The following is a 12,777-nucleotide window of genomic DNA, read 5'->3' on the forward strand; positions in this document are numbered from 1 at the left end:
CGACGGGGCTCACGGCTCGAACCGGTAGCCCGCACCCGGGTGGGTCAGCAGGTGCCTCGGGTGTGAGGGGTCGTCCTCGAGCTTGCGCCGCAGGTGGGCGGTGTAGACGCGCAGGTAGTGGGTCTCCGTGGAGTAGGCGGGACCCCAGACCTCCCGGAGCAGGGTCTGCCGCCCCACCAGGCGGCCCCGGTGCCGGACCAGGACATCCAGCAACGCCCACTCGGTGGGGCTCAGCCGGACCTCCTCCCCCCGCTTGGTCACCACCCGCCGCGCGAGGTCGATGCGGATGTCCCCTGCCTCGACGACCGGTTCGTCGACGTCGCCAGGCGTCGCCCTGCGCACCGCCGCGCGCAGACGAGCCAGCAGCTCGTTCATCGCGAAGGGTTTGGTCACGTAGTCGTCGGCGCCCGCGTCCAGCGCGTCCACCTTGTCATCCCCGAGATGCCGCGCCGACAGCACGACGATGGGCACCGTGCTCCAGCCCCGGATGCCCGCGATGACGTCGAGCCCCGACATGTCCGGCAGGCCCAGGTCGAGGACGACCACGTCGGGGTGCTCCCCCGCCGCGGCCTCCAAGGCCGCCCGACCGGACGAGGCGGTGCTCACCCGCCACCCCTGGACCCTGAGGTTGATGGCGAGGGCGCGTGCCAGCCCGGCGTCGTCATCGACGACCAGCACCGTGTTGCCGGTGCCGGCCGGTTCGGGCCGCTCGCTCACGGAGCTCATGCGTCCCCCTGGTGGGGTAGGGAGCGTGGCAGGGTCACCGTCATGGTGAGGCCCCCGCCCGGGGTGTCCTCGGGCTCGACGCGAGCACCGATGGCGGTGGCCAGACCGTCGACCACGGCCAGCCCCAGCCCCAGCCCGCCCTCGGTGCCGAGACGCTGGAACGGCTCGAACATGACGGCCCGTCGGTCCTCCGGCACCCCCGGCCCGCGGTCGACCACCCGGACCTCGACCTCCCTCGCGGTGGCCGAGGCGGTGACCAGCACCGGCTCGTCCGCTGTCCCGTGACGGACGGCGTTGGACACGACGTTGGCCACCACCCGTTCGAGCAGACCGGGGTCCGTGCGGACGAGGGGCAGGTCCTCGGCCACCTCGAACCGCAGGTCGGCGAGCCACGGCTCGACCGCGACCGGCAGCACCTCCTCCAGCGACACGTCCGTCAGGACGGGCCTGACGGCGCCGGTCTGCAGCCTCGAGAGGTCGAGCAGGTCCCCGATCAGACGCTCGAGACGGCTCGTCGACTCCGAGATCGTCGCCACCAGGGAGTCCCGGTCCTCCGCGCGCAGCGCCGGGCCGGCGGCGAGGCCGTCCACCGCCGCCCGGGTCACCGACAGGGGGGTGCGCAGGTCGTGCGACACGGCCGCCAGGAGCGCGGTGCGGGTCGACTCGGCCCGCTCCAGAGCGCGCGCCGTGGCGTCCCGCTCCTGCAGCTGACGGCGCTCCAGGACGATGGCCGCCTGGGCGGCGAAGGCCTCCAGCGCCTGCCGGTCACTGGCCGGCAGCGCACGGCCGGTCAGCAGCAACCGGTGGTCGTCGTCGATGGAGACCTCGGTCTCGACGTCGCCCGGACCCGACCGGACCGAGCTCGCGACCCCCTCCCAGCCCGGCGACCCGGCCGCCCGGGACTGCAGGTGGACCTCGCGCACCGCGAAGGTCTCGCCGATCCGGTCCACGATGGCGGCCGCCGTGTCCTCCCCCGACAGCACCGAGCGGGCGAGCGCGGAGAGCGACGACGCCTCCGCCCGGGCCTGGTAGGCCTGCCCCGCGCGTCGCGCTGCCAGGTCGACGACCGAGGCCACCGCCACCGCGACCACGGCGAAGACCACGAGGGCGAGGAGGTCCGCCGGCTGGTCGATGGTCAGCCGTCCGGTCGGCTCGGTGAAGAACCAGTTGAGGATGCCGAAGGAGAGCACCGCCGCGGCGAGCGCCGGCCACATACCCCCGACGAGGGCGACGGCGACCACCCCGGTCAGGTAGACCATGAGGTGGCTGGCGAGGTTCTCCTCGTCCTGGCCCACGAGCAGGAAGAAGGCGGTGACGACGGACGGCAGCACGACGCCGCAGACCCATCCGAGCACACGGCGGCGCGAGCTGAGCGGTGAGGACCGCGGCCCGAGGGCCCGGCCGGTCCCGGCCTCGTCGTGGGTGACCATGTGCACGTCGATGGCCTCGGAGAGCCGGGCGATGTCGGAGCTGGCCGACCCCAGGAGCGCCTGGCGCCACAGGCTGTGCCGGGAGACCCCCACCACGATCATCGTGGCGTTCACCCCCCGGGCGAAGTCCACGACCGCCGTGGCGACGTCCTGGCCCACCACCGTGTGGAAGGTGCCGTCGAGCGAGGCGGTCAGGGCGCGCAGCTCGGCCACGGTGGCCGAGGACGTGGTGGGCAGGTCGTCCGTGGGCAGCACGTGCACGGCGAGCAGCTCCGATCCCGAGGCCCGTTGGGCGATCCGCGCGGCGCGACGCAGCAGGGTCTCCGACTCCCGGCCACCGGTGATGGCCACGACGACCCGTTCCCGGGCCGGCCAGGTGCCGGAGATCTCGTGGTCGGCGCGGTAGCGCGTCAGGGCGTCGTCCACCCGGTCCGCGAGCCAGAGCAGGGCCAGCTCGCGCAGGGCGGTGAGGTTGCCCACCCGGAAGTAGGACGAGAGCGAGGCGTCGATCTGCTCCGCACGGTAGACGTTGCCGTGGGCCAGTCTGCGCCGCAGCTGCTCCGGGGACAGGTCGACGAGCTGAATCTGGTGGGCCTCCCTCACGACGTGGTCGGGGACGGTCTCCCGCTGGCGCACGCCGGTGATGGCCTCGACGTCAGCGGTCAGCGACTGCAGGTGCTGCACGTTGACCGTGGTGACCACGTCGATCCCCGCCTCGAGCAGGTCGTGCACGTCGCCCCACCGCTGCGCGTGCCGGGACCCCGGTGCGTTGGTGTGCGCCAGCTCGTCGACGAGGGCCACCTCGGGCGCGCGGCGCAGCACCGCTTCGACGTCGAGCTCGGTCAGGGTGGCGCCCCGGTGCTGCACGGTGCGGCGGGGCACGACCTCGAGGTCGGCGAGCTTGGCCGCCGTCCCTGCCCGGCCGTGGGTCTCCACCAGCCCGACGACGACGTCCTTGCCCCGGGCGCGGCGGCGGGCCGCCTCGTCGAGCATGGCGTACGTCTTGCCCACCCCGGGCGCGGCCCCGAGGTAGACGGTCAGACGGCCACGTCGTGGCGGGCGGTGCATGCGGGCATTCTCGCTTCCGGGGTGCTGGCGGGCCAAGCCGGCCGCGGCGGCTCAGCCGAGGGCGTCGAGCTCGAGGTTGAGGGACAGGACGTGGACGCGCGGGTCGCCCAGGACGCCCAGGGCCCGGGCCGCGCTGTGCTCCCGCACGAGGGCCTCGACCTGCTCGACCGGCAGCCCGCGGGCCGAGGCGACGCGCTCCACCTGGAGGCGGGCGTAGGCGGGGCTGATGTGCGGGTCCAGCCCGGAGGACGAGGCGGTGACGGCGTCCGCGGGGACCGCGCTGACCGGGACGCCGTTGTCGGCGGCGACGCTCGCCCGCCGCTCCTCGATGGCCGCCACCAGCTCCGGACTCTCCGGCCCGAGGTTGCTGCCGCCCGAGGCGAGGGTGTCGTAGTCCGCCGCGGACGGGCGGGGGTGGAACCACTCCGGTCCCTCGAAGCCCTGGGCCATCAGGAGCGACCCCACCACCTCGCCGTCCTCACGCCCCTCCGCCCGGGAGCCGTCGGCCCGCACCAGGGAGCCGTTCGCCTGCCACGGCATCGCCAGCTGGCCGACGGCCGTCACCGCCACCGGGTAGAGGAGACCGAGGACCACGGTGAACGCGATGAGCATCTGGAGGCCGGACAGGGTATGGCGTGCGAAAGCCACGGCGCCACGTGCGGTCGTGGTGGTGGAGGGCATGGTGTGGGGACCTTTCGGGAGGGGGCTCAGAAGCCCGGGAGGAGGGAGACGAGCAGGTCGATGAGCTTGACCCCGACGAACGGGGTCACCAGACCGCCGACGCCGTAGACGAGCAGGTTGCGGCTCAGCAGGGACTGGGCAGACTCGGCCCGGTAGCGGACACCGCGCAGGGCGAGCGGGACGAGGGCGAGGATGACCACGGCGTTGAAGATGACCGCCGAGACGACGGCCGACTCAGGACTCGACAGCCGCATGATGTTGAGAGCATCCATCTGCGGCGCCACCACCACGAACATGGCCGGGAGGATGGCGAAGTACTTCGCGACGTCGTTGGCGACCGAGAAGGTGGTCAGCGCCCCGCGGGTGATGAGGAGCTGCTTGCCGATGCGGACGATGTCGAGCAGCTTGGTGGGGTCGGAGTCGAGGTCGACCATGTTGCCCGCCTCCTTCGCGGCGGCCGTGCCGCTGCCCATCGCCACCCCGACGTCGGCCTGCGCCAGCGCCGGTGCGTCGTTCGTCCCGTCACCAGCCATCGCGACCAGCCGCCCGCCCTCCTGCTCACGGCGGATGAAGGCGAGCTTGTCCTGGGGGGTCGCCTCCGCGAGGACGTCGTCCACACCGGCCTCCGTGGCGATCGCGCGGGCGGTCACCTCGTTGTCGCCGGTGACCATGACGGTCCGGATGCCCATGGCCCGCATCTCCGCGAACCGTTCGCGCACACCGGGTTTGACCACGTCCTTGAGGTGGATGACGCCGAGGACCCTCGCCGGACCATCCCCCGTCTGCTCGGCCACGACCAGGGGCGTGCCACCGGCCCGGGACACCGTGTCCACCTTCCTGGTCACGGCGGGGTCGGTGTCCGTGCCGGGTCGGGAGCCGGTGTCCTGGACCCACCGCAGGACCGCGCTGGCCGCACCCTTGCGCACCCGGCAGGGCACCCCGTCGCGGAGGACGTCGACGCCGGACATCCGGGTCACGGCCGAGAACTCGACGAGCTGCGCGCCGTCGGGGAGCACGGCTCGGTCACCGAGCTGGCTGTCGACCAGGTCGACGATGCTGCGACCCTCGGGTGTCTGGTCACCGAGCGAGGACAGTCGCGCGGCGTGGGCGAGCTCCTCGTCGTCGGTCCCGGGGAGGGACAGCAGCTCGGTGGCCTGGCGGTTGCCCAGGGTGATCGTGCCGGTCTTGTCGAGCAGCAGGACGTCGACGTCGCCCGCGGCCTCCACGGCCCGACCGGACATGGCCAGCACGTTGTGCTGCACCAGCCGGTCCATGCCGGCGATGCCGATCGCGGACAGCAGGGCCCCGATGGTCGTGGGGATGAGGCAGACCAGGAGCGCGACCAGCACGACCAAGGACTGCCGAGAGCCGGAGTAGACCGCGAACGGCTGCAGCGTCGCCACGGCCAGCAGGAAGACGAGCGTCAGGCTGGTGAGGAGGACGTTGAGGGCGATCTCGTTGGGGGTGCGCTGCCGCTCGCTGCCCTCCACGAGGGCGATCATCCGGTCGACGAAGGTGGAACCGGGCGGGGCGGTGATGCGCACGGCGATCTGGTCGGAGAGCACGGTCGTGCCTCCGGTGACCGCGCTGCGGTCGCCACCCGACTCGCGCAGGACCGGCGCCGACTCCCCGGTGATCGCCGACTCGTCCACCGTCGCGACGCCGTCCACGACGTCCCCGTCGCCGGGGATCACCTCACCGGCGACGACGACCACGACGTCCCCGACGACGAGCTGCGAGGAGGGCACGGTCACCGTGTCCAGGCTCTCGGCGGTCCACCCGCCGGGGAGCGTGCCGGTCGGTGCCACGAGCCGCCGCGCCTCGGTCTCCTGCTGGGTCCTGCGCAGGCTGGAGGCCTGGGCCTTGCCCCGCGACTCGGCGACGGACTCGGCGAGGGTGGCGAAGAGGACCGTGGCCCACAGCCACACCGTGACCCACCAGGAGAACGCGCTCGGGCGGAGCACCGAGAGCACCGTGGTGAGGACCGCGCCGACCTCGACGAGGAAGATGACCGGCGAGGCGGTGAGCTGCCGAGGGTCCAGCTTGCGGACGGCGCCCGGCAGCGCGGCGCGCAGCTGGGCGAGGCTGATGCCCCGCGGGGTCGTGGCGTGCGTATGGGTCCGGTCCGGGTGCGGCTGCCCCGTCCCAGGGGTGCGGGTGGGGGGTGTCCGGAGCAGGGTCATGAGAGGGCCTCCGCGATGGGTCCGAGGGAGAGGGCGGGGATGAAGGTGAGGCCGGCCACCACGAGCACGGTCGAGCCCAGCAGGGCGACGAAGGTCGGCCGGTGGGTCGGGAGGGTGCCGGCGGAGGCCGGGAGGCTGGGCTGCGCGGCCAGCCTCCCGGCGAGCGCCAGGACCAGCGCGATGGGCACGAAGCGGCCCAGCAGCATGGCCAGGCCGAGCAGGATGTTGTAGTACGGGGTGCCGGTGCTGAGGCCGGCGAACGCTGAGCCGTTGTTGTTCGCCGCGGAGGCGAAGGCATACATCACCTCGCTCAGACCGTGCGGCCCCGGCTCCTGTATGCCGTCGAGCCCGGGCGCGAGGACGACCGACAGCGCGGTCCCGACGAGGACCAGTGAGGGGGTCACCAGCACGTAGAGGGCGACCAGGGTGATCTCGCGCTGACCGATCTTCTTGCCGAGGTACTCCGGGGTGCGGCCGACCATGAGGCCGGCGAGGAAGACCGCCACCACGGCGAGCATGAGCATCCCGTAGAGGCCGGCCCCGACGCCGCCCGGCACGACCTCGCCGAGCAGCATCGCGAAGAGCACCGTCCCTCCCCCGGCACCGGTGAACGAGTCGTGCATGGAGTTCACCGCGCCCGTGGAGGTGGCCGTCGTCGACGCGGCGAACAGGGCGCTGGTCGCGAGGCCGAAACGGACCTCCTTGCCCTCCATCGCGGCCCCCGCGGCCTGCGGCGCGCTGCCGGCGCCGGCCAGCTCGGCCCAGGTGGTGGCCAGGACGAGCGCCGCCCACAGGCCGCCCATGACGCCGAGGATGGCCCAGCCCTGCCGGCGGTCATCGACCATCAGCCCGAAGGTGCGCGGCAACGCCGAGGGGATGAGCAGCAGCAGGAAGATCTCCAGCAGGTTGGTCACCGCGTTGGGGTTCTCGAACGGGTGCGAGGAGTTGGCGTTGAAGAAGCCGCCACCGTTGGTCCCGAGCTCCTTGATGGCCTCCTGGGACGCCACGGGGCCGCCGAGCAGGTGCTGGGTGCCGCCGGTCAGGGTCGTGGTGGCGGTGTGCGGGTCGAAGGTCTGGATGACACCGCCGGCCATGAGCACGAGGGCGGCGAGGAAGGAGATGGGCAGCAGGATCCGGGTGACCCCCCGGGTCAGGTCGACCCAGAAGTTGCCGATGCGCCCGTCACCGCGAGAGCGCGCGAAACCGCGCACCAGGGCGACGGCCACGGCCAAACCGACGGCTGCGGAGACGAAGTTCTGGACGGTGAAGCCGGCCATCTGCAGCAGGTGCCCTGCCGTCGACTCCCCGGAGTACCACTGCCAGTTGGTGTTCGTGGTGAAGCTCACGGCGAAGTTCCAGGCGCCTGCCGGGTCGGCGCCCGGCAGGCCCAGGCTGAGGGGCAGCGCGCCCTGCAGGCGACCGAGCGCGTACAGCCCCAGGACCGAGACGCAGGAGAAGCCCAGCAGGCTGACGAGGTAGCTGCTCCACCGCTGGTCGACGTCCGGGTCGACCCCGGTCGCGCGGTACCACGCCGACTCGACGCGTCCGCGGCGGGTCGTCGTGTAGACGGCGGCCATGTAGGCCCCGAAGGGTCGGTGGGCCAGGGCGAGCAGCGCGACGAGCAGCCCGACCTGAGCCAGGGCGGGAAGCACGGTGTCCACGAGTCCCATACCGCTCACCGGACCCGGTCGCTGCGCACGAGCGCCACGACCAGGTAGACGACGGCCGCTAGGGCGAGCACGAGGCCGACGGCGTCCTCGGCGTTCACCGGCGAGCCCCCCGTCCGACGGACTGGGCAGACGGAGCGCCCGTCGCGAGCGCGACCAGGGAGGTGATGAGGAAGAACGCCACGGTGAGGGCGATGTAGGCCAGATCGGTCATGAGGACCGGTCTACGCCCCGCTCCGACCTCGCGTGAGGGTCGTTGACGGTTCGTTAGCGATCTGGGTCCCGCCCGTGACGGGATCTTTGCGGGCGTCGTCCGGAACAGGCCCTGCTCGTCGGTCGGGCGAGACTCAGCGGGCCTCGCTCGCCCGGCGTACTGCGTCGACGCTCAGCTCGACGTCGTCCTCCGTGGTCGACCAGTTGCTGACCGAGATCCGCAGCACCCGATGCCCGTGCCACGTGGAGCCGGTCATCCAGGTGGTGCCGTCCGCGAGGAGCCGCCGGACCACCTCGTCGGTGCGCTCGTCCGAGCCGAACGTCGCGCAGACCTGGGTGAACACCACGTCGTTGAGCACGGTGACGCCGGGCATGGCGCGGAGAGCCTCGGCGAAGGTGGCCGCGTGGCGGCACAGCCGCTCGACCAGCTCGGCAACCCCGTCGCGACCGAGGCACCGGAGCACCGCCCACACGGGGACCGCGCGGCCACGCCGGGACAGCTCGGGCACCTTGTCCAGCGGCTGGCACACCTCGTCGCGCAGCAGGTAGGCACCCTGGACCCCCATGGCCGCCTGGAGCGCCGCGGGGTCGCGCACGATGCACAGGCCGCTGTCGTAGGGCACGTTGAGCGTCTTGTGGGCGTCGGTCGCCCACGAGTCGGCGCTCGCGTGGCCGCGCACGAGGTGCCGGTATGCCGGTGACCCGGCAGCCCACAGCCCGAAGGCGCCGTCGACGTGCACCCAGGCGTCGTGCCGGTGCGCGGCGGCGACGGTCTCCTCGAAGGGGTCGCTGGCGCCGGAGTGGATGTTGCCGGCCTGCAGGGACACCAGGGCCGGTCCTGGCGCTCCCTCGGCCAGGGCCTCCTCGAGCGCGTCGGGCCTCATCCGTCCCTGGTCGTCGACGGCCACCGTCTCGGGGGCCCCGAGGCCGAGGTAGCGCAGCGCGACGTCGACGGTGTCGTGCCGCTCGGCGCCGACGAGCACCCGGACGCGCGGGCCCCCGGCCAGCCCGTGCCGCGCGACGTCCCACCCCGCGCGGCGGAGCACGGCGTCACGCCCGGCGGCGAGCGCGGTGAAGTTGGCCATGGTGGCGCCGGTCGTGAAGCCGACGGCGCTCTGCGCGGGGAGCCCCAGCAGGTCGAGCAGCCAGTCACTGGCGATGTCCTCGACCGCGCTGTGGGCCGGCGTGACCGTGCGCAACCCGGTGTTCTGGTCCCAGGCGCTGACCAGCCAGTCGGCGGCCAGCGCGGCCGGGTGCGTGCCACCGATGACGAACCCGAAGAACCGCCCCGAGGCCATGGCGGTCAGCCCGGCGTCGCTGGCCTCCGCGAGCAGCGCGACGGCCTCCTCCGGGGGGCAGCCTCGCTGCGGCAGCTCGGGCCCGAGCGCGGTGATGAGCTCCTCGATGGACGCCTGCGGGGGCACCGGCCGCTCCCGCAGCGAGCCCAGCCAGTGGAGGGCTCGCTCGTGCGCCACCTCCAGCGCCCGGGAGTAAGAGCTCATCTCCGGAGTGTGCTCCTGCCGCGCTCCTCCCGACAAGCAGGTGCTCAGGCCTGAACGTGCTGGTCCAGCAGCTGTCGGATCGCCCGGGTGATGGCCGGGTCGGTGGCGTGGTGGGTCGTCAGCCAGCCCAGGACGGCTCGCGCGGCGTCCGCGTTGCGCTCGTAGCCCGGGACCATCCGGGGCAGGGGGAGGTCCGTCGGCAGGTCGGCCTGCTCGATGCGGCGGGTCGACTCGAATCGGTCGGGGTGGTCGAGCCGCGAGGCGGGGTCGAGGCGCACGAGCGCGAGGACGCGGTCCACGGCATACACCTGGATGAAGCGCATCGCGGTCAGGCGCTCCCCGCGCAGCTCGCGGTGGAGCCCGACGTAGAGGTTGGTGAGTGCCTCGTCGAGGTGGACGTCGACGGTGTCGAGGACGGTCGGGCTCGGCGGCGGCGCGCCCGTCAGGAGGTCGCGGCCGTCACGGGACCAGACCACCCGGGCGCCGACGACGGGCAGGTCGGCGAGCTCGTCGGGGGTGAAGACGGCGTACTCGACGAAGAGCCCGTCCTCGAACAGCGCCTTGCGGCCGTTCGGGTCGTTGGCGAAGCTGTAGGCGACTCGGCCGCCGAAGCCGGCGAGCCAGCCCGGGTCCTGCTGGTAGCGCTGCTTGGTCGAGGCGCTGTCGACGACGACGAAGACGTCGATGTCGGAGTGCTCGTCGAAGCGGTGGGTCTCCTCCCCCGCCGACCCCAGGCCCAGGACGGCCAGGACGTGGTCGTCGTGGCCCAGGTGGGCGGCCAGGTCGTCCAGCCGCAGCAGGGTGGGGTGCAGGGGTCGAGCGAGAGGTTCCGGTCGCGACATGTCGTCGTCCTTTCGGTGAAGGTCGACGTGTCAGCCCGTATGGGGTGCTCCCACCGGGGTCGCGACATGGTCAGCGTAGTCCTGCGCCACCGACCAGCCGTTCCGCCTCAGCGGTCAGACGCCACCTGGGTCTCGACGCGGTCACGAATGCCCCGCAGCATCCGCTCGGTCATGACGAAGCTGGCGACCGACACGGTCTCGACCAACGGCAAGGCCCACCGGCTCAGGTAGCGGTAGCGCTCCCGGACGACGAGCCGCGTGCGTCCGTCGGACCTCGGGTGCAGGACGAAGGCCCAGGTGAAGTCGTAGGGCATGGAGGGATCGCCAGAGCCGTCCTGGCCGGTGGCTGAGACCGCACCTCGCACGACCAGGGCGTGCCGCGGCTCGACCATCGCGACCTCCAGCGCGACGTCGGGGTGCAGCCGGAAGTCGTCCCCGACCGCGGGGTGCTGCCACTCCTGCACCACCCGGGTCGCGCTGGCCATCTGGCACCCGACCAGGTTCTCGAGCCAGTCGTAGGAATAGAGGCCCCCTCGGCCCTGACCCATCTGCGCCACCCACGGCCACACGGCTTCGGCCGGGGCGTCGATGCTGATCGCACGGGTCGCCACCAGGTCGGGACGGGGCAGGAGGTCGTCACCCGGCAGGCTGCTGAAGACCTCGTCAGGTGCGGCACCCCAGGTGAGCAGGCGGGGTCGCAGGACGACGAGGTGCAGCACCGTCACTCCCAGGACGGTCGACGCTGCCCTCGCCAGCACCCGCATGCTCCTAGCGTGGCACCGACACGGGCCTGTGGGAACCACGTCGGGCAGTTCACTCCGCCCTGGACACGGCCACCTCGTCCTTTCCTCCGGCCCTCGCCTGAGGCCGGGCCTCTGGGCCGGGTGTTGCACCATCGACGCTGACCCGCGAGGGTGAGGTCTGTGCCACACGACCCCGTCCGCGCCGCGCTGGCCAGAGCTCTCCCCCGCAGACCCCGGCACACCGCACCGAACCACCGGGCCCGGTGACCCCCGCGACCACCGGCCACCGGGTGCTCGCCACGGTCGACAGCACGGCATACGCCTCCATCCGCAAGCGGCCCACCTCGCGGGCGGAGCGCTATGCCATGGGCAAGGCGCTGCGCAAGGAGGTCCCGCGCAAGAGCCTGGGTGACTGGTCTCTCCGGGCGGGGCGGCCGGACCCGGTGGCGCTGATCCAGGAGTCGCACGAGGGGCGGCGCAGCGAGCTGATCCCGGTGCGCGTGGGTCGGATGATCACGAACCCCTACGGCTTCCTGCGGGGCACCGCCGTGGTCATGGCCGACGACGTCGCGCACCTGCCCGCGACCGGGATCATGCCGGTGATCGGCGGCGACGCGCACTTCGGCAACTTCGGGTTCTACGCCTCCCCCGAGGGCGAGCTCGTCATCGACCTCAACGACTTCGACGAGGCCCACCCCGGGTGCTGGGAGTGGGACCTGCGCCGCCTCGTCGCCAGCATCCACGTCGCCGGGCGCACGAACGGCCTGTCCGAGAAGGAGTGCGAGGCCGCCGTGCGGGCCTGCGTCGCGGCATACCGCAGCGAGCTGAGGTTCCTCGCCGAGCAGCCGCTCCTCATGCGCTCCTACAACCGGCTCGACGTGAACCGCCTGCACGAGACCGCGACCGAGAAGACCTTGCGCAAGGAGATCCACCGGTCGGCCAAGCGCGCCCGCAAGCGCACGAGTGATCGCGCGCTCCCGAAGTTCACGACCGAGCAGGCCGGGCGACGGACGATCGTCGAGGACCCGCCCACGATCACCCGGGTCAGCGACCAGGAGCGGGACGCCCTGGCCGAGGCGCTCGACGGCTACCTCATGACCCTCGCGCCGCACTGGCGCCGGGTGGTCGGCGGCTACACCCTGGTCGACATCGCGCACAAGGTGGTCGGGGTCGGCAGCGTGGGGCTGCGCGCCTACGTCGCGCTGCTGGAGGGCAGCACCCCCGACGACGTGCTGTTCCTCCAGCTCAAGCAGGCCCGCCGCTCGGTCATCGCCCGCCACGTGCACGGTGACTCCGCGCAGCACGAGCACCAGGGCCAGCGGGTGGTGGAGTACCAGCAGGCGCTGCAGACGGTCAGCGACCCGCTGCTGGGGTGGGCGACCGTCGGCGACGACTACACCTACTACGTCCGACAGTTCCGCAACAGCAAGGGCACCATCCCCCTGGACGCGATCGACGCGCCGGCCCTGGCCGACTACGCCGGCATCGTCGGTCACCTGCTCGCCAAGGGCCACGCCCGCACCAGCGGAGCATCGATGATCGCGGGGTATGTCGGTGGCTCCGACAAGGTGGACGTCGCCCTGAGCCGGTTCGCCCGGCTGTATGCCGACCAGACCGAGGCCGACCACGAGCAGCTGCTGGCCGCGGTCACCCGCGGCGAGCTCCCCGTCCAGGAGGGTGCGCTGGACGGCGCGAGCTCCGCCTTCCGCCCCTGAGGGGTCT

At 72.8% G+C, this 12,777-nt stretch carries 10 protein-coding genes; 1 reads left to right on the top strand and 9 read right to left on the bottom strand.

The genetic code is table 11. The features are described from left to right. Positions 1-9: 9 nt before the first annotated feature. The 9 genes from EUS26_RS00530 to EUS26_RS00570 form a co-directional block, all read right to left on the bottom strand. A complete protein-coding gene (locus tag EUS26_RS00530; protein WP_130011226.1) occupies positions 10-726 on the bottom strand; it encodes a response regulator in 717 nt (238 codons plus the stop codon). Next, on the bottom strand, positions 723-3,224 hold the full coding sequence (locus tag EUS26_RS00535) for a DUF4118 domain-containing protein (RefSeq protein WP_130011227.1): 2,502 nt from the start codon (positions 3,222-3,224) through the stop codon (positions 723-725). Before EUS26_RS00535 ends, EUS26_RS00530 begins: the two co-directional genes overlap by 4 nt. A 51-nt stretch (positions 3,225-3,275) precedes the next feature. Then, entirely contained in the window at positions 3,276-3,905 is a 630-nt protein-coding gene (kdpC, locus tag EUS26_RS00540) for a potassium-transporting ATPase subunit KdpC (RefSeq protein ID WP_130011228.1), read from the bottom strand. A 26-nt stretch (positions 3,906-3,931) separates the two neighbouring features. After that, positions 3,932-6,088 (bottom strand): potassium-transporting ATPase subunit KdpB, encoded by a 2,157-nt coding sequence (kdpB, locus tag EUS26_RS00545; RefSeq protein ID WP_130011229.1) that lies wholly within the window; start codon positions 6,086-6,088, stop codon positions 3,932-3,934. Further along, on the bottom strand, positions 6,085-7,758 hold the full coding sequence (gene kdpA / locus EUS26_RS00550) for a potassium-transporting ATPase subunit KdpA (RefSeq protein WP_130011230.1): 1,674 nt from the start codon (positions 7,756-7,758) through the stop codon (positions 6,085-6,087). Before kdpA ends, kdpB begins: the two co-directional genes overlap by 4 nt. A 5-nt stretch (positions 7,759-7,763) precedes the next feature. Further along, a complete protein-coding gene (locus EUS26_RS00555) occupies positions 7,764-7,856 on the bottom strand; it encodes a potassium-transporting ATPase subunit F (RefSeq protein WP_130011231.1) in 93 nt (30 codons plus the stop codon). A gap of 246 nt (positions 7,857-8,102) precedes the next feature. Then, positions 8,103-9,470, bottom strand: coding sequence for a pyridoxal phosphate-dependent decarboxylase family protein (locus tag EUS26_RS00560; protein WP_130011232.1), 1,368 nt, complete (start codon positions 9,468-9,470; stop codon positions 8,103-8,105). A gap of 44 nt (positions 9,471-9,514) precedes the next feature. Then, positions 9,515-10,312 carry a hypothetical protein gene (locus EUS26_RS00565; RefSeq protein ID WP_130011233.1) on the bottom strand — a complete coding sequence of 266 codons (798 nt, stop codon included), beginning with the start codon at positions 10,310-10,312 and terminating at the stop codon, positions 9,515-9,517. Positions 10,313-10,419: 107 nt separating this feature from the next. Then, entirely contained in the window at positions 10,420-11,076 is a 657-nt protein-coding gene (locus EUS26_RS00570) for an SRPBCC family protein (RefSeq protein ID WP_130011234.1), read from the bottom strand. A gap of 242 nt (positions 11,077-11,318) precedes the next feature. On the opposite strand from EUS26_RS00570, the gene EUS26_RS00575 reads away from it, so the two are divergent. After that, on the top strand, positions 11,319-12,770 hold the full coding sequence (locus tag EUS26_RS00575) for a DUF2252 domain-containing protein (RefSeq protein ID WP_238148747.1): 1,452 nt from the start codon (positions 11,319-11,321) through the stop codon (positions 12,768-12,770). The last annotated feature ends 7 nt before the right edge of the window (positions 12,771-12,777 follow it).

The sequence above is a fragment of the Serinicoccus sediminis genome, from assembly GCF_004153545.1.
Lineage (GTDB): Bacteria > Actinomycetota > Actinomycetes > Actinomycetales > Dermatophilaceae > Ornithinicoccus > Ornithinicoccus sediminis_A.

Excerpts from the sequence above, each read along its gene's own strand:
- EUS26_RS00560 (WP_130011232.1), bottom strand. The coding sequence starts at position 9,470 with ATGAGCTCTTACTCCCGGGCGCTGGAGGTGGCGCACGAGCGAGCCCTC.
- EUS26_RS00565 (WP_130011233.1), bottom strand. The coding sequence starts at position 10,312 with ATGTCGCGACCGGAACCTCTCGCTCGACCCCTGCACCCCACCCTGCTG.
- kdpC (WP_130011228.1), bottom strand. The coding sequence starts at position 3,905 with ATGCCCTCCACCACCACGACCGCACGTGGCGCCGTGGCTTTCGCACGC.
- kdpB (WP_130011229.1), bottom strand. The coding sequence starts at position 6,088 with ATGACCCTGCTCCGGACACCCCCCACCCGCACCCCTGGGACGGGGCAG.
- EUS26_RS00535 (WP_130011227.1), bottom strand. The coding sequence starts at position 3,224 with ATGCACCGCCCGCCACGACGTGGCCGTCTGACCGTCTACCTCGGGGCC.
- EUS26_RS00530 (WP_130011226.1), bottom strand. The coding sequence starts at position 726 with ATGAGCTCCGTGAGCGAGCGGCCCGAACCGGCCGGCACCGGCAACACG.
- kdpA (WP_130011230.1), bottom strand. The coding sequence starts at position 7,758 with ATGGGACTCGTGGACACCGTGCTTCCCGCCCTGGCTCAGGTCGGGCTG.
- EUS26_RS00570 (WP_130011234.1), bottom strand. The coding sequence starts at position 11,076 with ATGCGGGTGCTGGCGAGGGCAGCGTCGACCGTCCTGGGAGTGACGGTG.